The organism is Solirubrobacter pauli (assembly GCF_003633755.1).
GTDB lineage: Bacteria > Actinomycetota > Thermoleophilia > Solirubrobacterales > Solirubrobacteraceae > Solirubrobacter > Solirubrobacter pauli.
Genome location: NZ_RBIL01000001.1, coordinates 2753485 through 2777224 on the forward strand (window position 1 = coordinate 2753485; position 23740 = coordinate 2777224).

The following is a 23740-nucleotide window of genomic DNA, read 5'->3' on the forward strand; positions in this document are numbered from 1 at the left end:
CTGGGTCAGGTGAACTTGCCGATCTGGTTCAAGCTCGGCTCCGTGAACCAGACGTCGCCGGCCGGGGTGGGGGCGACGGCCGTCGGCGTGACGCCCAACCCGCCCGAGCCCAGGAAGGCGCCGGCGAACGCGTACCCGATCGTGAACCCATGGTCCCCCTCGTCGGCGAACCACATCCCGCCGAGGGTGGGGTCGATCGCGACGTCGGTGAACCGGCTGCCCCAGGTCGGCCGCTCGGCCACCACGCCGTCCGTCGTCACCTGGCCGACCTTGTTCTTGGCCGGTTCGGTGAACCACAGCGTGCCGTCACCGGCGGCGGCGATCGCCCCTGGCTGCGCGCCGCTGGTCAGCAGCGGGAACACGGACACCGACGGCGCCGCCGTGGCGGCCGCGGGCAGCAGCGCCGTGGCGCCGAGGGCGAGGAGGAGAGCCGCGGTGCGGAGCATGGCCCAAGGATCGACCACCGAGTCGCGGTCTTGAACGCATTCAGACGCTGATGAGCGGGATGCCCGCCAGGGCGAGGACGACGCCCACGCGCTGGATCGGGACGAGCCGCTCGTGCAGGAGGAAGAACGCGAGCGCGACCGTGACGACCGGGAACAGGCCGCCGAGGACGGCGACGAGGCTGAGCAGGCCGCCCGTGGTGGCGATCGCGAACGCGGTGTTGGCGCCCGTGTCCAGCAGGCCGATCGCGCCGAGCTTGGGGAGCTCGCGCCAGGGGGCGGTGGCGGCGGCGCGGTAGGCGAGCAGGCCGAGGATCGGGACGCTGACGACGCGCGACATGGCGACGCCGGCGAGCGCGTCGTGGTCACCCGCCCGGCCGAGGAAGACGAGCATGAGGCCGAGGAAGAGCGCGGCGAGCAGCGCGAGCTGGATGGCGCGCTTCGGGTCGACCGCCTTCGTGTGCACGGACTCGCGGCTCGCCAAGGCCGCTCCGGTCAGGGCGACGGCCATGCCGAGCCACTGGAGCGCGTTCGGCCGCTCGCCGTCGACGAGGACGCCGGCGAGCACGGGGACGATCGCGCTGGTGGCCGCGATCGGGGCGACCACGGACATCGTGCCGAGCGCGAACGCGCGGTAGAGGGCGAGGATCGCGACCGTGCCGACCAGCCCGGCGATCGCGCCCGGGAGGAGCGCCGCCGTGTCGAGCCCGCGGAAGGCCAGGATCAGCCCGAGCGCGATCAAGCCCGCGACCTGGCCGGCGAGCGCGACGAGCACCGCCGGATGGGTGCGGCTCGCGCGGCCGGCGAGGAAGTCCGCGGTGCCCCAGAGGACCGACGCGAGCAGCGCGAGCGGCGCGCCGCTCACGTGCGCGCGGCGTCCGCGGCGGCCTTGTAGGCGGGCTGCTCGCGGCGGATCAGATCTGGATTCGTGCCGGCCTGGTGGACCAGCTCGAGCGTCAGCAGCTGCAGCGCGATCGCGCCCGCGAGGAGCGGGTGGCCCTCCGGGAGGGCGTCGACCGTCACGGCCGGCATGCCGAGCTCGGCGACCGCGGCGAGGACGTCCCGTGCGCGCTTGTCGCGGGCGGCCGCGGCGGTCGGGTCGATGCGGAGGACGATGATGCCGGTGGTCGCGTCGGCGGCGGGCAGGTGGCCGTGCAGGACCTTCTCGAGGCCGAGCGGCGTGGTCGGCACGTGCAGGCCCTCTTCGATCTTCAGGCTCAGCTCGCGTGCGGTGATCTCGTCGACGCCGCTGCCGGTGACGATCAGCCGCTCGACGGAGGCGAGCGCGCGGGCGGCGTCGGTGAGCCGTGCGCGGTGCTCGAGCGTGTCGGCGATGACCCGCGTGCAGATGGCGGCGTCGGCCGCGTCGGCGATCGCGGTGAAGACGAGCAGCGGCGACACGTAGCCGACGGTGTGGCACCAGGACGTGTCCACGAGCGGGGTGCCGATGACGATGTCCGGCGCGAGCTCGCCGCCCGCCACCGCGTCCGGCTTCGCCGTGACGAGGATCGTGCGCGCGCCGTTGTACGACGCCGCCTGCAGCGCCTTGAGCGTGGCCTCGGTCCCCGCCTCGTGGGAGACGCCGATGCACACGCCGCCGCTCTGCGGGTCGAGCGAGGCCTCGAACGCATCACGCGCCCGGGCGCCGGGGATGAGCGCCGCGCCGGCCAGCGCCGCGTGCTCGGACGTGCCGCAGCCGACGATCACGACCGGTCCGCCCTCGCGGATCGACTCCGCCGCCTCCACGGCCGCGGACGAGGCCAGGATCGGCTCGACGAGCCCCGGCTCGGCGTAGATCATCTCCTCCATCGCCCACGGTGAGCCCGGGCGCAGCTCAGGCATGTCGCTCATGGCCAGGACGGTACCTTCTGACTGGTTCAGCCGGAAGGGCCACTTCGATGCCAATCAACCGTGCCACTTTGGAGGTCTTCGCCTCGCTCGACCGCTCGCGGCCCGAACCGCTGCGGGCCCAGCTCGAGGACGCGATCTGCGCCGCCATCGACAACGGCGGCCTTCCGCCGGGCACCCGCCTGCCGGCCTCGCGCGTGCTGGCCGAGGCGCTGCACGTGTCCCGCGGCGTGGTGAGCGAGGCCTACGCGCAGCTCGCGGCGGAGGGCTGGATCGAGGTCCGCCACGGGGCCGCGCCGGTGGTGCGCCAAGTGCCCGCGGCCGGGCTGGGCCAGAGAGACGCGAGCGGGACGAGCGGCGAGCGCGCGGGGGCGGGAGACGCGCGTGGCGTGGCGACGAGCCGGCTCGTGCCGCGGCTCGACCTGACCGCGACCGCGCCCGACCTGTCGGCGTTCCCCCGGCGGGCGTGGGCGACGGCGCTCCGGCGCGCGCTGGCCGAGTTGCCCGACGCCGCGCTCGACTACGGGGACCCGCGGGGCGACGACGCGCTGCGCGGGGAGCTCGCCGCGTACCTCGTGCGGGTGCGCGGGGCGGCGGCGCATGCTGACGACCTCGCGATCACGTCGGGCTACACGCAGGGGCTGTGGCTCACGTGCCGGGCGCTCAAGCGGCGGGGCGCCACGAGGGTCGCGGTCGAGGACCCGTCGCTCGACGACTCGTGGGGCACGATCCGGTCGGCCGGGCTCGCGGTGGTGGGCGTGCCGGTCGACGGGGACGGGATCGACCCCGCGGGTCTGGATGCGGACGCGGTGCTGGTCACGCCCGCGCATCAGTTCCCGACGGGCGCGGTGCTCTCGCCCGAGCGGCGGCGGGCGCTGCTCGCGTGGGGTGGGATCGTGATCGAGGACGACTACGACTCCGAGTACCGCTACGACCGCGCGCCGGTCGGGACGCTGCAGCGGCTCGCGCCCGACCGCGTGGTCTACCTCGGCACCGCGTCCAAGACGCTCGCGCCCGCGCTGCGCCTCGGGTGGGTGCTCGCGCCGCCCGACCTGACCGCCGCGATCGCGGCCGAGCGCTGGGCGGTCGACTCGGGCGGCCCGGCGATCACCGCGCGCGCCTACGCCCGGCTGCTGGCCGGCGGGGAGGTCGACCGGCACCTGCGCCGCACCCGGCGCGAGTACCGGGCGCGGCGCGACGAGCTGGTGGCGGCGCTGCACGGCCTCGACGGCTGCGCGGTCGACGGCGTCGCGGCGGGGCTGCACCTGCTGCTGCGGCTGCCGCCCGGCACGGACGAGGACGCCCTCGTGGCGCGGCTCGCGGCCAAGCGCATCCGCGTCAACGGGCTCAACACCTACCGGCTCGCACCACGCGCCGACGACCCCGCGCTCGTGCTCGGCTACGGGCGCCTGCAGCGGCCGGCGATCGCCGGAACGGTGAGCGCGCTCGCACAGGTGTTGTGAGCACGGCTTAGGATGCGTGGCGCGTGCACGCGCCACAGCTGCTGGAACGTGAGGAGGACCTGGCCGAGCTCGAGCGGGCGCTGGCCCGTGCGCGCGCGGGCACGGGGCAGGCGATCGCCGTCGAGGGCCCGGGCGGGATCGGCAAGACGAGCCTGCTCGCCGCGGCCCGCGCGCACGGTCGCGACGCGGACATGCTCGTGCTGCACGCGCGCGGCTCCGAGCTCGAGCGCGCGTTCCCGTTCGGCGTCGTGCGGCAGCTGTTCGAGCCGACGCTCGCGCGGACCGGCGAGCTGCCGTTCGCGGGAGCGGCGCACCTCGCCAAGCCGATCTTCGACGTCGCCGAGGGCAGCGAGGAGTCCTCTTACGCACGTCTGCACGGGCTCTACTGGCTGTGCGCCAACCTCGCCGCCGAGCAGCCGCTGGTGGTGTGCGTCGACGACGCCCAGTGGGCCGACGAGCCGAGCCTGAGCTTCCTCGGCTTCCTGCTGCGCCGCCTGGAGGACCTGCCGGTCGCGCTGCTCGTCGGCACCCGTCCGCGCGCCGAGCAGGAGTCCGACGTGCTGCGCGCGCTCGTCACCGACCCGGTCACACGCGTGCTCCGGCCGACCGCGCTGAGTGGCGACGCGGTCCGCGAATGGGTCCGTGGCGCGGTCGACGGGCAGGCCGCCGACGGCTTCTGCCGCGCCTGCCATGAGACCACCGGCGGCAACCCGTTCCTGGTCCGCGAGCTGCTGCACGAGGTCGTCCACAAGCGCCTGAAGGCCACCGACGCCGAGGCCGCGACCGTCCGCGCGCTCGGCCCGGAGGCGATCTCCACCGTCGTCCTCCAGCGCCTGAAGCGCCTGCCGTCGTCCGCGCCCGCGATGGCGCAGGCGATCGCGATCCTCGGCGAGGGCGCCCGCCCCACCACCGCCGCGCAGCTCGCCGAGCTGGACCCGATCACCGCCGAGCAGGCCCTGGACGCCCTCTGCCGCGCCGACGTGCTCACCCGCGACGAGGACGACCGGCTCGGCTTCGTGCACCCGATCGTGCTGTCGGCGATCTACCACGACCTCCCCGTGCACGTCCGCGCGCAGGGCCACCACCGCGCCGCGCGCCTGCTCGCCGACCGCGGCGCCGCGCCGGAGGAGGTCGCCTCCCACCTCGCGCTGACGCCGCCGCGCGAGGACGCGTGGGCCGCCGAGGCGCTCCGCGCGGCCGCCGCCCGCGCGCTCGTGCTCGGCGACCCCGCCACCGCCGTGGCGTCCTTGCAGCGCGCGCTCGAGGAGCCTCCGCCGCCGGAGGCGCGCGCGGCGGTGCTGACCGAGCTGGCCCGCGCCGAGGCCCAGTCGGGCCGGCCCGCCGCCGTTGAGCACTTCCGCGCGGCCATGGAGCTCGCGTCCGACGCCCAGCAGCGCGGGCAGATCGCGCTCGGCCTCGCCCGCGCGCTCAAGTTCCGCGGCGATTCCCCGGACGCCATCGAGGTGCTGCGCCACGCCCTCGCCGAGGTCGAGCCGGGGCCGCTGGCGGAGGAGCTCGAGCTCGAGCTGGTCGCCTCGGCCTACATCTCGCTGGCCGCACGGCCGCTGCTGGCCGAGGAGATCGCGCGGATCGAGGCGCCCGACGCGCCGCACACCGTGCTGGACCGGCTCCACCTGATGGCGAGCGCGTTCGAGACCGTGATCGCCGCCGGCCCGTACGAGCGCTCCGCCGAGCTCGCGCGGCTCGCGCTCGGCCCCGAGCAGCCGACCGACGTGAGCGCCGGCGGCCACGTGTTCATCACCGCGACGACGGCGCTGATGTTCTCCGAGCGCTACGACGAGGCCGAGCGTGCGTACGACCGCGCCGTCTCGGACGCGCGCCGGCGCGGCTCCAGCGTCGGGTTCGCGAACGCCTCCAGCCTGCGCTCGCTGCTGCACTACCGGCGCGGGAACCTGTCCGAGGCGGAGGCCGACGCCACCGCCGCGCTCGACCTGCGCAACGACGTCCAGGGCTCGCAGGGCTACCTCGCGTGCGCGCTCAACGCGCTCGTCTTCGCCCGCCTCGAGCGCGGGGAGGCCGACCAGGAGCTGCTCGCGCTCGCCGAGGACTTCTTCGCGAACCAGCCCACCGAGGACCTGCCGTACAGCCAGGCGATCCACGCGCGCGGCTGGCTGAAGGCGCGGCTCGGGGACGCGGAGGGCGGGCTGGAGGAGCTCCTCGCCTGCGGTGAGCGCGAGCAGCGCTGGGGCGTCGGGACGCCCCAGATCATCGCCTGGCGCTCGAGCGCCGCGGAGGTCTGCCTCACGCTCGGCCGACTGGAGGAAGGGCGCGCGCTCGCGGCCGAGGAGCTGCGGCTCGCGCGCCAGATCGGGGCGCCGCGCGCGATCGGCGTCGGCCTGCGCGTGGCCGCGCTGGCCGAGGCGGGCGAGCGCCGGGTCGAGCTGCTGGCCGAGGCGGTCGAGGCCCTGGAGCGCAGCGAGGCCGCGCTCGAGCTCGCCCGCGCCCAGATCGACCTCGGTCGCGCCCTCGTGCGCGCCGGGCGCCGCGAGCCCGCCCGCGAGCGGCTGCGCGCCGGGCAGGAGGGCGCGTTCCGCTGCGGCGCAAGCCTGCTCGTCGAACGCGCGCACCGCGAGCTGCTGGCGACCGGCGCGCGTCCGCGCCGCAACGCGGCCGCGAGCCGCGACGAGCTGACGCCCAGCGAGCGCCGCGTCACGCAGATGGCGGCGGAGGGCCTGACCAACCGCGAGATCGCCCAGTCGCTGTTCGTCACGGAGAAGACGGTCGAGACACATCTGGGCCGCGCGTTCGTCAAGCTCGGCGTCCGCTCGCGCAAGCAGCTCGCCGACGCGTTGGCGGACGTCGCCTGAATGACCGCAATCCCGACGGCCCTCGTGCGTTCTAGCTCCACAGTGGACACGCACATCGAGACGATCGACGTCGGCGCGCGGGTGACGGCCAACCAGGCCCTCCCCGAAGGCGTGCCGTGCGGCGCGAAGGGTCTCGTGGTCGGGCAGGCGGGCTGGATCCAGCGCCGCTGGCGCGTCCGGTTCGACGACGGGCCGACCGTCGACGCGCCGGAATACGCGCTTGACCTGTGCCGTGGCCGCGGGCGCTTCGAACGCCGGTGACGTTCCGGCGCGACCGGCTGACGTGGGTCGCGTACGCGCTGCTGGCCTGGTTCGCCTATCTGCAGGCCGCGCCCGGGCTGGTCGTCCCGTACCTGCGTGACGAGCTCGACATCGGCTACACGACCGGCGGCCTGCACGTGGCCGCGTTCGCGACGGGCAGCGTCCTCGCGGGCCTGACGGCGGCGCGGATCGAGGCCGCCGCCGGCCGCCGGGCGCTGCTGTGGGGCTCGGCGGCGGTCATGGCGGTCGGGGCGACGGGGCTGGTCGCCGGGCACGTCGCGGCGGTCACGGTCGGCGCGCTGTTCGTCGCGGGCTACGGCGGCGGGCTGCTGCTGACCACGGTGCAGGCCACGCTCGCCGACCACCACGGGGAGCAGCGTGCGATCGCCCTGACCGAGGCGAACGTCTTCGCGAGCGCCGCCTACCTGGTGTTGGTCGCGGCGGTCGCGCTGGTGAGTTGGCGCGCGGCGCTGATCGCGAGCTTCGCCGTGCCCCTGGCGCTGTTCCTCGCCAACCGCCACGTGCCGATCACGGGCGCCCCGCCGGCGGCGGCGACCGAGGGCCGGCTGCCGCGCGCGTTCCCGGTCGCGATGGCGATGCTGTTCTGCGCGGTCGCCGCCGAGTGGTGCGTCACGTCCTGGGGGGCGAGCTTCGCCAGGGAGGCCGCGGACGTGTCGGCCGACACGGCGGTGGCGCTGATGTTCGGCTACTTCGGCGGCGTGTTCGCCGGCCGCGCGACCGCCAGCCGGCTCGCGCGCCGCCACGCGCCGCAGCGGCTGCTCGCGCTGGCGTTGGCGATCGCGGCCGTCGGCTTCGCGGTCCTGTGGCCCGCCACGAGCCCGGTGCAGGTGCTCGCCGGGCTCGCGGTCATCGGCCTGGGGCTGGGCAACCTGTTCCCGTTCGCGCTCGCGGTGACCGTGGCGCTCGCGCCCGACCGCGCCCAGCTCGCGTCGAGCCGCGCCGTCCTCGCGGGGTCGAGCGCGGTGCTGATCGCGCCGCTGACGATCGGCGCGCTCGCCGACGCGACGAGCATCACGGGCGCGCTGCTCGTCGTGCCGGTGACGCTCGCGCTCGCCACGATCGGGCTCGTGGCGACTACTCCACGAGGTCGAAGCCGCCGCTGAGGACGGCGTCGAGGCGGCCGGTCCGCCAGCCGCGCACGGCGTCGCGGACGAGCGGCGTCGGGCGCTCGCGGTAGCGGCGGACGATCGTCGCCCGCCCCGCCGCGGGCTCCTCGGCGCCCTCGGCGGTGACGCTCACGCGGACGCGCCGCCGGTCGTAGCCGCCACGGCCGTCCGGCACCTCCAGCACGTGCAGGCCGTCCTCGGGCGCGAGCGTGCGCAGGGCGGCGAAGCCGCTCACGGCGGCCACCCAGCGGTACTTGCGGCCGGGCTTCTCCTCCACCACGTCCAACCGCATGCCGCGCTCGTGCGCCCAGGCGCGGTACATCTCCGCGACGCGCGGGCCGAACTCCGGGTCGCCGTCCACGCGCAGCCGTGCGTCGGCGGGCTCGCCCGCGGCGAGCGCGTCCAGCGCCTCGCCGAGCAGCAGCAACCGCTGCGCGGCCCGGCGGACGATCGCCTCGGGCGGCCGGCGGGCGCTGCGCACGCGGTTGAGCAGCGACTCGGCCGAGCGCAGGCCGGACTCCATGCGGTCGCGCAGCTCGATGCCGGCGAGCACCACCTGCCGGCCGTCGTCGTCCCAGAAGCCCGGCTCGGCCATCTCGGCCAGCAGCGCCGCCTTGGTCGCCGCCTCCGCCTCCACCCGCGCGCTCACGTCCGCGAACGCGGCCTCCAGCAGCTCGCGCCCGGCGCCGCCCTCCCGTGCGAGCGTCTTCAGCGTCGTCTCGGCGGGCGTGGGCGCGACGTCCTCGGCGGCGTCCGGGTCCTCGAACGTGACCTTGAGCCCGTCGCGGCCGGCGCGCACGAACAGGAACTGGTCGCCGCCGGGCACGTCGTGGCCGGCGATCGCGAGCGCGAGCGGCGTCAGGAAGTGGCGCTCGACCGCACGCTTGAGCGGCCGCGCGCCGAGGTCCGGCGTAAAGCCCTCCGCCAGCAGGAACTCCAGCGCCGAGTCGTCGAACTCCACCGCCCACTGGCGCGAGCGCAGGCCGCGGCGCGCCAGCACCGACTCCAGCTCCGCCGCCAGGATCTCCCGCATCACGGGCCGGGAGAGCGGCCGGAACACGACGGTCCGGTCGATCCGGTTCACGAACTCGCGCCGGAACGTCCTGGTCACCGCCTGCTCGACGCTGCGGGCCGCGAAGCCGTCGCGCGCGGGGGAGAAGCCGATGCCGGCGCCGGTCGGGATCGTCGCCCCGAGGTTCGAGGTCATGACGATCACGGCGTGGCGGAAGTCGGCGGGCTCGCCGCGCGGGTCGCTCAGCCGGCCGTCGTCGAAGACCTGCAGGAACACGTCGAAGACGCCCGGGTCGGCCTTCTCGAACTCGTCGAGCAGCACGACCGAGAACGGCTGCTTGCGGATCGACGCGACCAGCGACGCGTCCTCGGGCTCGCCCGTGCCCAGCAGCCGCGCGGCGCTGCCGGGGTTCTGGTACTCGGACAGGTCGATCCGGATCATCCGGTCGCCGCTGCCGAACAGGTACTCCGCGAGCGCCTTGGCGATCTCGGTCTTGCCCGTGCCGGTCGGGCCGACGAACAGCAGCACCGCGAGCGGGCGCGTCGGGTCGGTCAGCCCGGCCTTGAGCAGCGCGATCCGCTCGACCATCAGCTCGACCGCCTCCGGCTGGCCGACCACGCGCGCGCCGAAGAACCGCCGCAGCGCGTCGACGTCGAGCCGCGAGCGCTCGTCGAGCATCGTCAGCGGCATCCCGGAGCGCTCGGCGACGCTCTCCAGCACGTCGTTGACGCCGTAGTCGTCACCCACGCGCCGGCGCGTGGCGTCGAGCAGCGATAGGACCGAGCCGGGCAGAGCGCCCGGCAGGAAGTGGCGGGCGAGCGCGAGCGCCTCGTCGGCCACGGCGGCGTCAGGCGCCACGGCGCGGGCCAGCCCGCGCGCCGCGTCCTCGCTCGCGGGTGTGACGCGGACCGGCTCGAACGCGCCGCGGATGGCGGGGCGCTCGCGCAGCAGCCGCTCGTAGCTCGCGGGGTCGAGCTCGCCCGCGATGTGCAGCTTCGCCGTCTCCAGCGCCCGCAGGACCATGTCCAGCACGCCGGTGCGGCTGTAGCGGTGCGTGCCCGTCCACAGCAGCTCCTCGAAGTGCGGCACGATCCACAGCACGGGCTTGTCGTCGAGCGCGCGGACGATGTCCTGCAGGCGGCCCTCGAGCTCGCCGATGTAGCTCTGCCCCGCGTTGATCTCGCTCGCGCCCGCCTCGAACACCGACCAGCCGTGCGCGGCCAGCCGCGCGCCGAGCGCGTGCAGGCGCGTCGTGCGGCCCGTGCCGGGCTCGCCGATCACGAGCGACGGGCGCGCCGCGGCGACCGCACCTTCGAGCGCGTCGACGTCGGCGCTGAACGCCGCGTCCGGGACGGCGCCGGCGGCGAGCGCCCGCGCGGTCTCGTCGCGGAACACGCGGCCGATCCCGCCGAGGCGGCCGGCCACCTCACGCGCCTGGACCCGTCGCTCGAGGTCGGCGCCGACCGACGGCGGGAGCGCGTCGCCGAGCTTGCGCACGAGCGTCACGAGCTCGTCGAGCCGGCTGTCGGGCACGTCGCCGAGCCAGACCACCTCGCCGCGCCGCCGCACGAGCGCCTCCAGGTCGGCGAACGGGGCCTTCAGCCAGCCGTCGCCCGCCGCCGCGAGCACCCGCTGGACGAGCCCGTCGCCGACGCGCCGGTCCAGCGCGCGCAGCAGGAAGCTCGCGAACGCGCCGCGGGCCGCCGGCACCAGCAGCAGCAGCGTGCCCTCGTCCCCGTCGCGGGACGCGAGCGCTTCCAGGGCGACGCACGCGGTCATCCGGTCCCCGCGCACGAGCGCGAGCAGGTCCTCGTCCGGCGCGGCCGCCAGCCGCCGGACGGCTTCCTGGAACGTCGGGTTCTGAAGGAGCGCCGCGGCGCTGCGCTCGGCCTTCGGCAGCGCACGCAGCTCCGCGATCAGCTCGTTCACTTGAGCGCGCCGAGCTCCTCGTAGAGCGCCCGCGCCGCGGCCGCGCCCTGCTCGAGCGCGACGAGCCGGTAGGACTCGTTGGGCGCGTGCAGCGCGTCGTCGGGCAGGCTGAAGCCCGACAGGATCACCGGGATGCCACGCGCCGCGAAGTCGGCCAGGACAGGGATCGAGCCGCCCGAGCGGACGAGCGTCGGCGCGCGGCCGAACGCCTTCTCGAACGCGCGGGCCGCGGCCTGCAGCGCCGGGCTCTCCGGGTCGGACGCGCTCGGGCGCGCCCGGTCGGCGGAGAAGGTCAGCTCGGCGCCGTCCGGCAGCGCCTCGCGCAGGAGCCGCTCGAGGTTGGCCGCGATCTCGTCCGGGTCCTGGCCGCTGACGACCCGGACCGACAGGTCGGCCTCGGCGACCGGCACGACGATCGTGCGCGCCTGCCCGCCGCTCACGCGGTGCACGTCGAGCGAGGGCTCGGCGGTCGTGCGCGTGTAGAACTCCGCCGCGGCGGTCGGATCGGCCGGCCGCGCGCCGACGCCCGCCAGCTCCGACGCGCCGTCGGGCAGCGTCGCCCACGCCTCCACCTCGGCTGCCGAGGGCGGTTGGACACCGGCGCGCAACGGCTCGGGCAGGCGGCCGTCGGCGCCCGGGAGCACGGCCGCGAGCGCGCGGTGCAGCGCGTGGAACGCGTTCAGCGCCGCGCCGCCGTAGAGGCCCGAGTGCGCGGTCTGCGTGCCCGTGCGCACCTCGACGTGGGCCATCACCATGCCGCGCGTGGCGACGGTGAGCGCCGGGCGGTCGGCGTCGACCATGCCCGAGTCGAACACGATCGCGACGTCGGCGCCGCGGGCGTCCTGGCGGACCCACTCGCCGACGTCGTCGGAGCCGGTCTCCTCCGCGCCCTCGATCAGCACGCGGATGTGGACGGGCAGCTGACCCGCCTTGCCCAGCTCGCACGCGACGTGCAGCAGCGGCAGGAAGTTGCCCTTGTCGTCGGTCGCGCCGCGGGCGTAGATGCGGCCGTCACGGATGGTCGGCTCGAACGGGGGCGAGTCCCACAGCTCCGGGTCGCCCGGGTCCTGGACGTCGTAGTGGCCGTAGATGAGGACGGTCGGCGCATTCTTCTTCGCCGAGCGCAGCTCGCCGACCACGAGCGGCGCGCCGCCCGGCGTGTCGACCATCTCCGCGGTGCCGCCCGCGCGGCGGACACGCTGGATCGCCCACGCGGCCGCGTGACGCAGCGCCTCTTCGTCGCGGGCGCCGGCCGAGATCGACGGGATGCGCAGCCAGTCGAGCGTCTCCTCGAGCAGGTCACCCACCCTTGATCACCGCCAGCGTGTCGCCGGACTTGACCGCGGCGCCTTCGGTGATGGGTAGCTCGGCAATCGTGCCCGACTTGTGCGCGGTGATCTCGTTCTCCATCTTCATCGCCTCGATGATGCACACGAGCGCGCCTTCTTGAACCTCGGCGCCCTGCTCGACCAGCACCTTGAACACGTTGCCCTGCATGGGTGAGGTGAGCGCGTCGCCGCCGGCACCCCCACCCCCGGACGTGCGGGCGCGCTGCTTGGGCGCGGCCTTGGCGGTCGCGGCCGGCACCGCGCCATTGGCGCTCGCCTCGCCGTGCACGCGCACCTCGAAGCGCTTGCCGCCCACCTCGACGACGTAGTCCTTCGTGACCAGCTCGGCCTCGTCGTCGGGCTGCTCGGGCTTGGGCACGGCCAGCGTCTTCAGCCACTCGCGATCCTCGATCAGGTCGCGGCAGGTCTCGCCCTTGGCCCACTGCTCGGACGCCATGATCGCCTTGTGGAACGGGATCAGCGTCCGCACGCCCTCGATCTCGAACTCCTTCAGCGCACGCGCCATCCGGCGCGTGGCCTTCTCGCGGTCGGCGTCCCAGACGATCAGCTTCGCGACCATCGGGTCGTACAGCGGGGTGATCTCGCTGCCGCTGAGCACGCCGGAGTCCACGCGCACGCCCGGGCCGGACGGCTCGCGGTAGTGCGTGACCGTGCCGGGGGCCGGCGCGAAGTTCTTCGCCGCGTCCTCGGCGTTGATGCGGCACTCGATCGCGTGGCCGTGCCAGCGGATGTCGTCCTGGCCGAAGGACAGCGGCTCGCCCGCGGCGATCAGGATCTGCTCGCGCACGATGTCGACGCCGGTGACCGCCTCGGTCACGCAGTGCTCGACCTGCACGCGCGTGTTCATCTCCAGGAAGAAGTACTCGCCGCCGGAGGAGAGCAGGCCCTCGATCGTGCCCGCGCCGCGGTAGTCCACCGCGCGCGCGGCCTCGACCGCGATCGTGCCGATCCGCTCGCGCAGCTCGGCGTCGACCAGCGGCGCCGGGGATTCCTCGATCAGCTTCTGGTGGCGGCGCTGGATCGAGCAGTCGCGCTCGCCCAGGTGGACGACGTGGCCGTGGCCGTCGGCCAGCACCTGCACCTCGACGTGGCGCGGGTCCGGCAGGTAGCGCTCGAGGTAGACGGTCGCGTCGGAGAAGAACTTCTCGCCCTCGCGCGCCGCGCCCTCGAACGCGTCCTTGAGCTTGTCCGGCTCGAGCGCGACGCGGAACCCCTTGCCACCGCCGCCGCCCGCGGCCTTGACCGCGACCGGGTAGCCGATCTCCTCGGCGATCCGCTGCGCGTCCTCGAGCGACTCCACCGGGTCCGTCGTGCCGGGCACGATCGGCACGCCCGCGTCCTGCATCAGCTCGCGCGCCTTCGTCTTGGAGCCCATCGCCTCGATCGCCGAAGCGGGCGGTCCGATGAACGTCACGCCGGCGTCCTCTAGCGCGCGGGCGAACGCCGCGTTCTCGGCCAGGAACCCGTAGCCCGGGTGCACGGCCTCGGCGCCGGACTCCTGGATGACCTCCAGCAGCTTGTCCACCTTCAGGTAGGACTCCGCCGCAGGACCCGGGCCGAGCAGGTAGGCGTGGGTGGCGCGCTTGACGTGCTGCGCTTCGCGGTCGGCCTCCGAGTAGACCGCCACCGACTCGATGCCGAGCTCGTCCAACGCTCGGATGACTCTCACCGCGATCTCGCCGCGGTTGGCGACCAGGACCCTAGTAAACATGGGGGCGCGTGACTCTAACCCCTCCCCGCATCCTCCTGGTCCGCCACGGCCAGTCGACCTACAACGCGCACGGTCGCCTGCAGGGCCAGACCGACACGCCACTGTCCGACGCCGGCCGCGCCGAGGCGGAGGCGTTGCGCCCCTTTCTGCCGCGCTGCGAGCAGGTGGTGACCAGCGACCTGCAGCGGGCGAGCGAGACCGCCGCCCTGCTCGGCTACCCCGACGCGCACCGGGACCCGCGCTGGCGGGAGATCGACCTCGGCGGCTGGGCCGGCCGGATGATCTCCGAGTTCGACGACGAGCAGCAGGGCGCGTGGCGCGGTGGTCCGTTGCACGCCGACGACGGCGAGTCGTGGGCGCAGTTCGTCGCCCGCGTCGGCGGCGCGCTCGACGAGCTGGCCGCGGCCGGGGGCGAGTGGCTCGTCGTCTGCCACGGCGGCGCGATCCGCGCGGCGCTGACGCACGTCACCGGCGCGGACCCGCAGACCGTCATCGGACCGGGCAACACGAGCGTCACCGTGCTGCGTCCGCCGTTCGTCGAGCGCTACGCCTGGACCCCGGGTTTGTAAGAAAAACGACGTCGCCTCTGGTGAGCGCAAGTTCCCGCGCGACGGTGCGTTCCAGAGGTCATAGCCGCTCTCATCCTGGGGCCTTTGATGGGCGGCTCAAGTGGGAACCGGTCGGTCGGCACAATGGGGCCGCCGGCCGACCGGTGACCCCCCCACACCTCAAGTCCAGGACCCCCTCCCTGGATCGCGGTCGACACCTTCAAGCCTCGCCGTCCGGACCCATCGGCTGACCACCGTGGGACCCCCTTCCACCGGCGGCGGGGCGGTGTCGCGCTCGAACTGCTCGATCGCGGCCAGCACGGCGGCGGCCTCCTCCGGCGAAGCGGCATCCATGCGGCCAGCGTATGACAGGATCGCCGGCATGCGCTCCGCTGTCCTCGGGGCACTGGGTGCCCTGCTCCTCGCGCCCGTTGCCGCCGCTGATCCGGCCGGCCGGTCGACCACCGACGAGACGATCCGCGCCGCCTCCGGCAGCGGCTATGTGGCGCTGGAACGCGCCGGCGGCGAGAAGCGGCAGCTGCGCCGGCCGCCCGGCGTGCGCGTCGACGCCGACCGCGACGAGGCGCGGCGCTCGCTCGCGTTCTTCGGGCAGCTGACCGACCCGCAGATCGCGGACGAGATGTCACCGGCCCGCGTGGACTTCCTCGACGGGGCGGGCGGCGAGATCAAGTCGTCGTGGCGTCCGCAGGAGGCCGTGGGCCTGCAGGTCTTCGACCAGGTGGTGCGCAACGTCAACGCCAACCGCACGAGCGAGGTCCGCGACGGGCGGGGCAAGCGGGCGAAGCTCGGCTTCGTCGTCAGCACCGGCGACCTGGCCGACAACCAGCAGCTCAACGAGACCCGGTGGTTCAAGGCCGTCCTCGACGGCGGGCGCGTGGATCCGTTCTCGGGCAAGCCGATCAGCGCGGCGAACCCGTGCGCGACCGATGCCAACACGGTCGCGGCCCTGAACGCCGCGGTCGCCGCTCGGCAGTACACGGGCGTCGCCGACTACGACGACTACCCCGGCCTGCCGGCGGACCGCTACCGGGCGTTCTGGGACCCGGACGCGGCACCGCCCGGCGGCCCGTACGCCGCGTTCCCGCGCTATCCCGGCTTCCTCGAGCGCGCGCAGCAGCCGTTCACCGCGGCCGGCCTGGACGTGCCCTGGTACAACGCCCGCGGCAACCACGACGGGCTCGTGCAGGGCAACGCGCCGGCGAGTGTGGACCTGTTCCGCTCGATCGCGACCGGGTGCCTGAAGGTGTTCCCGTCACTCGGCCTCGATCCCGCGCAGTTCGCGGGCGCGGACGAGGCGGAGGCGTTCCGCCGGATCGGCGACCCGGCGTTCATCACGACCCTGCTGGCCGGTGCGCGGCCCGTGCCGCCGGACCCGGACCGCCGGATCCTGTCGACGGTCGAGTACAAGCGCGAGATCGGGAACGGCCACGGGTACGGACGGGTCGACGCTGCCGAGCGGCGCGCGTCCGACGGCAACGCGACCTACTACGCGTTCCGGCCGCGGGCGGGCGTCGAGCTGATCTCGCTGGACACGGTCGCCGAGGGCGGCGGCTCCACCGGCAACCTGGACCATCCGCAGTACCGGTGGCTCGAGGCCAAGCTCAAGGCCGCCAAGCGGGCGAAGCGGCTCGTGATCGCCTACGGCCACCACACGCTGGCGACGCTGAGCAACACGCGCACGGACGAGGACGCCGGCTCGTGCGCGCCGACGCCGAAGCCGGGCTGCGACGCCGACCCGCGTCGCTCGACGCCGATCCATCGCGGCACGAAGGGCAATGCCACCCTCCGCGCGCTCTTCTTGAAGTACCCGAACGTGATCGCCTACGTCGCCGGGCACACGCACGACAACCGGATCGACCTTGTGCGCAGGGGCAAGTCGGGCTTCTGGCAGATCAACACCGCGTCGCACGCGGACACGCCGCAGCAGAGCCGCCTGATCGAGGTGATGGACAACCGCGACGGCACGCTGTCGCTGTTCACGACCGTGCTCGACCACGCGGCGCCGATCGCGGCGCCCGCGCCGGGCACGGCGGCGGCGGGCTTCACGGAGTCCCAGCTGGCGAGCGTCTCGCGCGTGCTGGCCTGGAACGACCCGCAGGCCGAGCGCGGTGCCCGCGGGCGCACGCTCGACCGCAACACGGAGTTGCTGCTGCGCGACCCCCGGTAGTGTCGCGCGATGCGCTCACCACTCCTCGCGACGCTGACCGTCGCGATCGGCCTCGTCCCCGCCACGGCCGGCGCCGCGACGCTCCAGCCGATCGCCGGGTTCCAGTCGGGCACCGACGGCATCGCGCTCGGACCCGACGGCAACCTGTGGGTGTCCGAGACGGCCGGGAGCGTCGTGCGGCTCACGCCGTCCGGGCAGGTGCTCAACCGCTACGCCGGCGTCGGCACGGGGAAGCTCAGCGCTGGACCGGGTGGGCGCGTCTGGCTGGCCGACACGGCGGGTGACCGCTTCGTCTGGTTCGACGCCACGGCGGCGACGCCGAGTGCCCACACCGTTCCCACCGGGTTCGTGTGCGGACCGGTGGCGATCGCCGACGGCGGTGACGGGCGCATGTACTTCTCGCTGCCCGACATCTCCTGCGGGGACTCGCGGGTCGGCTCGATGAGCGCGGACGGCACCGGCATCGACACGCGCACGCTGCGCGGCACCGTCTACGACCTCGTCGCGTCCGGCGGGAAGCTGTACGCCCCCGACGCCGACGGCGACGTGGTCCGCCGCATGGCGCTCGGCTCCGCGCTGACGGTCGAGTCGCAGGTCGCGGTCCCGGCGGGCGGCGGGGCGACCGCGGTCGCCAGCGACGGGACGAACCTGTCGGTCGCGGTCACGAACCTCGGCCAGGTGGCGCGCTATCCGCTCACGCTGGACGGCGGCGCCGCGCCCGTGCTGACCCCGGCCGGCGGCACGCTGACCACGCCCATCGGCATCGTCACCGGGCCGGGCGGCCAGACGTACGTGACCGGCCGCGAGAGCGGGAACCTCGCCCGCATCGGCGGGGACGGCGCGTTCAGCTTCCTCGCGCCCGGCGGCCAGCCGGCGGAGATCGTCAACGGACTCGACGAGGACCTCTACGTCACCGACCGCGCGAACGCGCGCGTGCTGCGGTACGTGAGCACCGCGCCGCGGGTGACCAACACCGTCGGCGTGATGGACGGCGGGATGCTCAACACGACGGTCGACCCGCGTGGCAACGACACCACGGTCGTCGTCGACTACGGGAGCACCGCGGCGCTCGGCCGGTCGACGCCGCCGATCACCGTGCCGGCGGGCGTCGGCGGTGTGCCGCTGACGGTCACGCTCCCGGCCGACTTCGTGGGGGACGGCTTCGCCCGCGTTCGTGCCACCAACGCGGAGGGCACGACCACCACCGGCAACGCGTCGGTGTCGCGGATGCCGCCGCTCCCGCCCAAGGCCAAGCTCGCCGCGAAGATCACCTTCAAGTGGGCGTTCAGCGGCACCCGCACCCGCCTCACGCGGGTCGAGGTCTCCAAGCTCGCCGGCGGCGAGACGATCAGGCTCACCTGCTCCGGCAAGGGCTGCCCGGTCAAGAGCAAGACCTACAAGGACGTCAAGCAGGGCACGCGCAAGCTCACCACGCTGTTCAAGGCCAAGCACAAGCTGGCCAAGGGCGCCAAGGTCACGGTCACGGTGACCAAGCCGGGCGCGACCGGCACCAAGACCGTGCTCACCGTCCGCGGTCGCAAGCAGAAGCCCAAGCTCGCGACCGGGACGGCGTAGCTCAGGCGGCCTGCGGACGCGCCGCGCGGGCGCCGATCACCCCGGCGAGGTGCTCGGCGTCCCGCGCGATGCCCGCGAACCGCCCCGAGCCCCAGGTGTGCAGCCACGGCAGGCCGACGAAGTACAGGCCGGGCTCGTCCGTCACGCCTCTGAGGTGCTCCGGGTGGCCGTCGGCGTCGAACGCGTCGGGGACGTGCACGAAGGACCAGTCGGAGCGGAAGCCGGTGGCCCAGACGATCGTGCTGACGGCGGACGCGTCGAGCGTCCCGGAGCCGTCGGTCGGCGGGCGCCACACCGGCACGTAGCGGGGCTCGGTCGGCGCGTCGAGGCCGTGGGCCGCGATGTGGCGGTCGATCGCGTCCTTGATCCGCTCCATCGTGGCGTCGGCGGCGTCGAGGTTGGCCTCCAGGTCGCCGGCGAAGTGCAGCGTGCCGTCCTGCACGTGCGTGAGGCGGCCGTGCAGGTGCATGCCCTCCCGCGCGAAGGCGCGCAGGTCGAGGTCATGCCCGCCACCGCGGCCGGTCACGTAGTGGTTGGCCTCATGGCGGGCGCCCTTGCCCTGCGGGTGCTCGGTGACCGGCATGTCGTAGTGGCCCATGTCGTGCAGCCAGGCCACGCAGTCGCGGCCGCGGTAGAAGCGGGCGACGCGCGGTGCGGTGCCGACGGCCAGGTGGACCTCACGCCCGGCCAGGTGCAGGTCCTCCGCGATCTGCGCGCCGGACTGGCCCGTGCCGACGACGAGCACCGGGCCGTCGGGGAGCGCGTCCGGGTTGCGGTAGCGGTCGCTGTGCAGGCCCCCGAGCGCGGGGTACGGCACGCGCGGCACGTGGTAGCCGCCGACCGCGAGCACGACCTGGTCGGCGGTCAGCGTGCCGTGGCTCGTCTCGATCGTGAAGCCCGGCTTGACCGCGTGCACGGTCACGCCCTCGTAGACGGGCTTGCCGTGCGCGTACGGCTCGACGTAGGCGAGGATCTCGTCCTTGACCATGAACCCGTCCGGGTCGTCGCCGCGGTACGGGTGGCCGGGAAGGTGGCACTGCCAGTTCGGGGTGACGAGCGAGAACGCGTCCCAGCGGGCGTCGCGCCAGTTGTGCAGCACGCGGTCGCGCTCGAGGACGACGTGGTCGACCCCGCGCTCGAGCAACCCGTGGCTCACCGCCAGCCCGGCCTGGCCGCCGCCGATGACCACCACCTCGTGGTGCCCGTCCAGGCGCGGCGGGGCGGGGAAGCGCACGCGCCTGGGCGTGCGGTGCAGGCGGGTCACCGTCACCGGGCCGGGCCGGACGGAGGCGCGGATCGCGTCCCGCTGCGCGGAGGCCGCGGTGCACGCCATGCCGTAGACCTCGACGACCCGCCGGCTCGCGGCGGCGAGGCCGTCGTCCGCGCGGCGCAGCAGCTCCTCGTGGGGGTACGTGGCGCCCTCGGCGAGGAACCGCTCGATCGCGGTCGACGGCGACTGGCAGCGCTGCTCGGTGCCGTCCGCCCAGCGGAGGGTGAAGTCGACGGTCGGCATCAGAATGGGATCGGCTCGGCCGTGCGGTAGACGTCGGGCCGCAGGTCGCGGACGGGCGACAGCGCGCGGCGGGCCTTCTCGAGCGCTTCGGCGAGGTCGACGGTGGTGATCGCGAGGCCCGGGTCCGGGCCGGTGCCGGCCACGACGTCCCCACCGGGGTTGACGATCCGCGCGCCGCCGAGGAAGTCGAGCCGGCCGAAGCTGCCGCTCTGGTTGGCGGAGGCGACGAACAGCGAGTTCTCGGCCGCGCGGGCGCGGTCCCACAGCTCGGCCCGACGCCACTGGCGGTCGTCGGTCAGGTCGGCGGCCGGGTTGGTCGCGCTGCGCGGCCAGGCGCTCAGGAAGCACAGCACCTCGGCGCCGTCGAGCGTGAGCGTGCGCGCGGCCTCCGGGAAGGCCTTGTCGTAGCAGATCAGCATCCCGAGCCGGCCGACCGGCGTGTCGAACGCGGCGAGGCGGTCGCCCGGCGTGGTGAAGCGGCCCTCGTCGAGCGGCATGTGGATCTTGCGGTGGAAGCCGTGCAGGCCGTCGCCGCTGACGCACGCGGCGACGTTGTGGCGGAGCCCGTCGCCGCCGTCCTCGCAGAAGCCGACGCACACGACCATGTCCTTGGCCAGCTCCATCACGGTCCGCAGCTCCGGGCCGTCGGGGTCCAGCGCGGGTGGCGGCTCGGTGTCGCCGTGCAGGGTCTCGACGTAGCCGCCGAGCGCGGCCTCCGGCAGGACGAGCAGCTGCGCGCCCGCGGCGCGCGCCTCGTCGATGAGGGCGGCGATCGTCGCGTAGCTGCGCTGCAGGTCGCGTCCGAAGGGCGCCGCGGCGGCGGCGATGGTCAACATGCGGGTCCCAGTCCGGTCGGGGCGCTCGTGAGCGCGGTGGTCAGTTCGCCGTCGGGCCAGCGCAGGCGCACGCCGGGCTCGGCGGTCAGCGTCCCGCAGCGCGCGGTGACGGTCTCGGGGGCGGTCGGCGCTTGGCCGGCGGCGACGACCGCGAAGCCGGGGAAGCACGTCAGCCAGTCCGCGAGCTCGGCGCTGGTGGGCGCCGGGATGGCGGCGACGTCGAGCGTCGCGCCGGTGCCGCTCGCCTCGGCGAGCATCCCGATCGTGCCGACGATGCCCGCCATCGACACGTCCTTGGCGGCGTTCGGCCGGGCAGCGCGGACCGCGGCGAGCATCGGCGCCAGCTCCTCGCGGGTGCGGCGTGAAGTGGAATCCCACTGGCGGCCCGTGTAGCCGGGGCGCCAGCCGCCGCTGAGGTCGGCGCACAGATGGAGCGGGTCGCCGGCGCGGCCGCCGGACGCGGCGACCGGATGCTCCGTCCGGCCGAGCCCGGTGACGCTGAGCGCGGCGGGCACGCCGAGGTGCGTGTGGCCGCCCAGGACGGGCAGGGAGAAGGCCTCGGCCCCCGCCTTCACGCCACGCAGGACGGCCTCGACGTGCGCGGCGTCGCGACCGCCGACCGTGTCCAGCGCGCCGGTCGGCTCGGCGCCCATCGCGGACAGGTCGTGCGCGGTCACGAGCATCCCGCACCAGCCGGCCCACTCGGGGTCGCGCTCGACCATCGCGGGCACGATCGCGTCGACGCACGCCACCACGTCCGTCCCGGGCACGGGCACGCCGTCGTCGCCGAGCCAGCGGTCGCGCGGGAGCAGGCCGTGGAGGAGCTCGCCCAGCGGCGCCTTCACGGCGGCCGTGTCGGCGAGCCGGGTGAGCGGGAAGCGCATCAGCACGTGCGCCGCGCCCGCGACCTCGATCGGGCGCACGCGCTCCCAGCCGAGCCGGCCGAAGAACGTGGTCAACCGCGGCTGCACGTGCGCGTCGAAGCGCAGCGCCCCTGCGGTGGCCGCCCGCGCGCACGCGGCCTGCACGAGCTGCGCGCCGATCCGCCCGTCGGCCGCCACGAGCCGGCTGCCGCGCCACCAGCCGAGCCGCGCGTCCTCGGGATGCAGGCGCACGCCACCGAGCACGGTCCCGCCGAGGTCGACGGCGACGAGCACGATCGTCAGGGGATCGAGGTCGGCCGCGTCCTCGTCGTGCCCGGCGAACAACCCCTGCTGCTCGACGAACGCGCGCCGTCGCAGGGCCCGGTACGCGTCCCGCTGGGCGGTCGAGGCCTCGACCACGACCGACCGGCGTGGCGACCGCACCGCCCCGCGGGAACGCCGCGGCGACGACCCCGCCGCGCCGACGCGCGGCGCGGGCCCCGCCAACAGCTCCAGCAGGTCGCTCATCCGCCCGCCGCCTGGAGCGCCGAGCAGGCTCCGCAGGCCGCGCAGCCCGCGCCCTGGTCCGCCCCGCGCATCCCCGCCAGCGCGAGTGCGTTGGCCACGCGCGAGGTGACGGAGAGCAGCGTCGCCGGGTCGGGCGCTGGGACGCCGTCGGCGTGCGCGAGCGAGCCGACCAGCGGCCGGTACGGCACGACGAACGGGTACACGCCGCGGTCGATCAGCGCCTCGGCGTCCGCGACCAGCGCGTCCGGGTCCTCACCGAGGCCGACCAGCAGGTACGTGGAGACGCGGTTGCGGCCGAACACGGCCACCGCGCGCTCCCACGCCTGCCAGTAGCGCGACAGCGGCACGGACGCCTTGCCCGGCGTCCACCGCGCACGGACGTCCGGGTCCATCGACTCGACGTGGATGCCGATCGCCTCCGCACCGGCGAGGTGCAGCGCGTCGATCCACTCCAGTTCGACCGGGGGCTCGATCTGCACCTGGATCGGCAGGTCCGGCACTGCCGCCTTGACCGCGCGCACGCACCGCGCGAGGTGCTTGGCGCCGCGGTCGGCGCCGTTCGACGTGCCGGTGGTCATCACCATCTGCCGCACGCCGTCCAGCCGCACGGCGGCGGCGGCCACCTCGGCGAGCTGCTCGGGGAACTTGACCTGGGTCGTCGCGCCGGCCCGCAGCGACTCCTCGATCGTGCAGAAGCGGCAGCGCGTCGACTCCTGCGTGTAGCGGATGCACGTCTGCACGACGGTCGTGGCGAGCACGTGCGTGCCGTGCAGGCGGGCGATCGCCTCGTACCTGACGCCGTCGGCCGTGGTCAGGTCGTAGAAGCGCGGACGCTGGATCGGCTCGACCATGGCGTCCTCGACGACCACGCCGTCGCGCGTCAGGCGGCCGCCATCGTCGAGCTCGAACGGCGAGTCCTGCGCGAGCGGCAGCGTCGCTCCGCACCCGCCGCGCAGGGTGAAGTGCCCGTCGTCGGAGGGACCGGCGCCCGCGCGCCGGCGCACCGGCGGCGGCGCGGCGCGCAGCCCGCGGACCGCGAGCTCGGTGCGGAGCGCGAGATCCACCTAGAACATCCAGGTGGTGTTGATGATCGCGCCCTTGCGCGCGTACTCGATCATCGCGTCCTGCATGTCGAGCGGATGGCAGGGGATCACGCCCTCCATCAGGTCCTCCTCGCGCGCGCCGTGAAGCGCGAGGCCGAGCCGGCAGGCGAAGACCTTGCCGCCCTCCTCGATGAACTTCGCGAGCTGGTTGTTCTCGTTGCGCATGCCCGGGAACAGCTCGCTGCCGACGGTCGGGAAGCCGCGCGTGGCGAGGCAGTTCAGGGACCCGATGCCGAAGAAGTAGAGGGCGCTCTCGAAGCCCTTGCGCTGCGCGCGGATCGCCAGCAGCACGGCCACGAAGCTCACCGACGACTCGTGCACGATGCCGTGGACCATGCCCAGGTACGTCTCGCCGGGCTCGGCCTGGTAGTCGGGGAAGACCTTCGTCGCCCCGTAGATCGACGCCCCCGTCTCCTTCGTCGGGTGGGGGATCTCCATCAGGCTCGCGATCTCCGCGTCGCTGAGCTTGGGCTCTACCGCCATGTCCTGTTCCTCCTCTGGAAGCTGTGCGGCACACGATCTCGCGGCGGCCCGCGCGCCCCCACCGACCGGCGGTCCGGGGTTTTCGACCTTCGGTTGGGACATCGGGTCCTGATCCGAGACCGGCGGTCGGGA

Annotated in this window: 18 protein-coding genes; 7 read left to right on the top strand and 11 right to left on the bottom strand. The window is 74.8% G+C overall.

The genetic code is table 11. From position 1 onward, the window contains the following. Positions 1 to 5: 5 nt before the first annotated feature. The 3 genes from C8N24_RS13100 to C8N24_RS13110 are packed head-to-tail and all read right to left on the bottom strand — an operon-like array spanning position 6 to position 2294. On the bottom strand, positions 6 to 446 hold the full coding sequence (locus C8N24_RS13100; protein ID WP_121250561.1) for an NHL repeat-containing protein: 441 nt from the start codon (positions 444 to 446) through the stop codon (positions 6 to 8). A gap of 40 nt (positions 447 to 486) precedes the next feature. Next, positions 487 to 1308, bottom strand: coding sequence for a DMT family transporter (locus tag C8N24_RS13105; protein ID WP_121250563.1), 822 nt, complete (start codon positions 1306 to 1308; stop codon positions 487 to 489). Beyond that, entirely contained in the window at positions 1305 to 2294 is a 990-nt protein-coding gene (locus C8N24_RS13110; RefSeq protein WP_121250565.1) for a glutamine--fructose-6-phosphate aminotransferase, read from the bottom strand. Before C8N24_RS13110 ends, C8N24_RS13105 begins: the two co-directional genes overlap by 4 nt. A gap of 47 nt (positions 2295 to 2341) precedes the next feature. Between C8N24_RS13110 and pdxR the strand changes: the two genes are divergently transcribed. The 4 genes from pdxR to C8N24_RS13130 are packed head-to-tail and all read left to right on the top strand — an operon-like array spanning position 2342 to position 7967. Continuing rightward, positions 2342 to 3754 (top strand): MocR-like pyridoxine biosynthesis transcription factor PdxR, encoded by a 1413-nt coding sequence (gene pdxR, locus C8N24_RS13115; RefSeq protein ID WP_121250566.1) that lies wholly within the window; start codon positions 2342 to 2344, stop codon positions 3752 to 3754. A 23-nt stretch (positions 3755 to 3777) separates the two neighbouring features. Continuing rightward, positions 3778 to 6582 (top strand): ATP-binding protein, encoded by a 2805-nt coding sequence (locus C8N24_RS13120; RefSeq protein WP_121250568.1) that lies wholly within the window; start codon positions 3778 to 3780, stop codon positions 6580 to 6582. Between the two features lie 42 nt (positions 6583 to 6624). Continuing rightward, a complete protein-coding gene (locus C8N24_RS13125; protein WP_121250570.1) occupies positions 6625 to 6843 on the top strand; it encodes a hypothetical protein in 219 nt (72 codons plus the stop codon). After that, on the top strand, positions 6840 to 7967 hold the full coding sequence (locus C8N24_RS13130) for an MFS transporter (RefSeq protein WP_170179059.1): 1128 nt from the start codon (positions 6840 to 6842) through the stop codon (positions 7965 to 7967). The genes C8N24_RS13125 and C8N24_RS13130 overlap by 4 nt, the downstream gene beginning before the upstream one ends. Here C8N24_RS13130 and C8N24_RS13135 read toward each other — a convergent pair. The 3 genes from C8N24_RS13135 to C8N24_RS13145 are packed head-to-tail and all read right to left on the bottom strand — an operon-like array spanning position 7939 to position 13971. Further along, a complete protein-coding gene (locus C8N24_RS13135) occupies positions 7939 to 10911 on the bottom strand; it encodes an AAA family ATPase (RefSeq protein WP_121250574.1) in 2973 nt (990 codons plus the stop codon). The two genes, C8N24_RS13130 and C8N24_RS13135, sit on opposite strands and share 29 nt — an antisense overlap. Next, positions 10908 to 12218, bottom strand: coding sequence for a M20/M25/M40 family metallo-hydrolase (locus C8N24_RS13140; RefSeq protein ID WP_121250575.1), 1311 nt, complete (start codon positions 12216 to 12218; stop codon positions 10908 to 10910). Before C8N24_RS13140 ends, C8N24_RS13135 begins: the two co-directional genes overlap by 4 nt. Further along, the gene (locus C8N24_RS13145) at positions 12211 to 13971 is read right to left on the bottom strand and encodes an acetyl/propionyl/methylcrotonyl-CoA carboxylase subunit alpha (protein WP_121250577.1); all 1761 of its coding nucleotides are present in this window, start codon (positions 13969 to 13971) and stop codon (positions 12211 to 12213) included. Before C8N24_RS13145 ends, C8N24_RS13140 begins: the two co-directional genes overlap by 8 nt. Before the next feature lie 8 nt (positions 13972 to 13979). Here C8N24_RS13145 and C8N24_RS13150 point away from each other — a divergent pair, with 8 nt between their 5' ends. The 3 genes from C8N24_RS13150 to C8N24_RS13165 all read left to right on the top strand — a co-directional run bounded on the left by C8N24_RS13150 (position 13980) and on the right by C8N24_RS13165 (position 18282). Beyond that, the gene (locus C8N24_RS13150) at positions 13980 to 14540 is read left to right on the top strand and encodes a histidine phosphatase family protein (RefSeq protein WP_121250578.1); all 561 of its coding nucleotides are present in this window, start codon (positions 13980 to 13982) and stop codon (positions 14538 to 14540) included. A gap of 361 nt (positions 14541 to 14901) precedes the next feature. Then, entirely contained in the window at positions 14902 to 16707 is a 1806-nt protein-coding gene (locus tag C8N24_RS13160) for a TIGR03767 family metallophosphoesterase (RefSeq protein WP_170179060.1), read from the top strand. A 9-nt stretch (positions 16708 to 16716) separates the two neighbouring features. Then, positions 16717 to 18282 (top strand): NHL repeat-containing protein, encoded by a 1566-nt coding sequence (locus C8N24_RS13165; RefSeq protein WP_121250581.1) that lies wholly within the window; start codon positions 16717 to 16719, stop codon positions 18280 to 18282. A 1-nt stretch (position 18283) separates the two neighbouring features. Here the strand turns inward: C8N24_RS13165 and C8N24_RS13170 are convergent, their stop codons facing one another. The 5 genes from C8N24_RS13170 to C8N24_RS13190 all read right to left on the bottom strand — a co-directional run bounded on the left by C8N24_RS13170 (position 18284) and on the right by C8N24_RS13190 (position 23608). Continuing rightward, positions 18284 to 19492: an MSMEG_0569 family flavin-dependent oxidoreductase gene (locus C8N24_RS13170; protein ID WP_170179237.1), complete on the bottom strand. Its 1209-nt coding sequence runs from the start codon at positions 19490 to 19492 to the stop codon at positions 18284 to 18286. A 302-nt stretch (positions 19493 to 19794) separates the two neighbouring features. Then, positions 19795 to 20631, bottom strand: coding sequence for a carbon-nitrogen hydrolase family protein (locus C8N24_RS13175; RefSeq protein WP_121250583.1), 837 nt, complete (start codon positions 20629 to 20631; stop codon positions 19795 to 19797). After that, positions 20625 to 22022: an MSMEG_0567/sll0787 family protein gene (locus C8N24_RS13180; RefSeq protein ID WP_121250584.1), complete on the bottom strand. Its 1398-nt coding sequence runs from the start codon at positions 22020 to 22022 to the stop codon at positions 20625 to 20627. The genes C8N24_RS13175 and C8N24_RS13180 overlap by 7 nt, the downstream gene beginning before the upstream one ends. After that, complete coding sequence (locus tag C8N24_RS13185; protein ID WP_121250585.1) at positions 22019 to 23086, bottom strand: MSMEG_0568 family radical SAM protein; 1068 nt, start codon at positions 23084 to 23086, stop codon at positions 22019 to 22021. Before C8N24_RS13185 ends, C8N24_RS13180 begins: the two co-directional genes overlap by 4 nt. Next, positions 23087 to 23608 (bottom strand): MSMEG_0572/Sll0783 family nitrogen starvation response protein, encoded by a 522-nt coding sequence (locus C8N24_RS13190; protein WP_121250586.1) that lies wholly within the window; start codon positions 23606 to 23608, stop codon positions 23087 to 23089. Positions 23609 to 23740 lie beyond the last annotated feature (132 nt).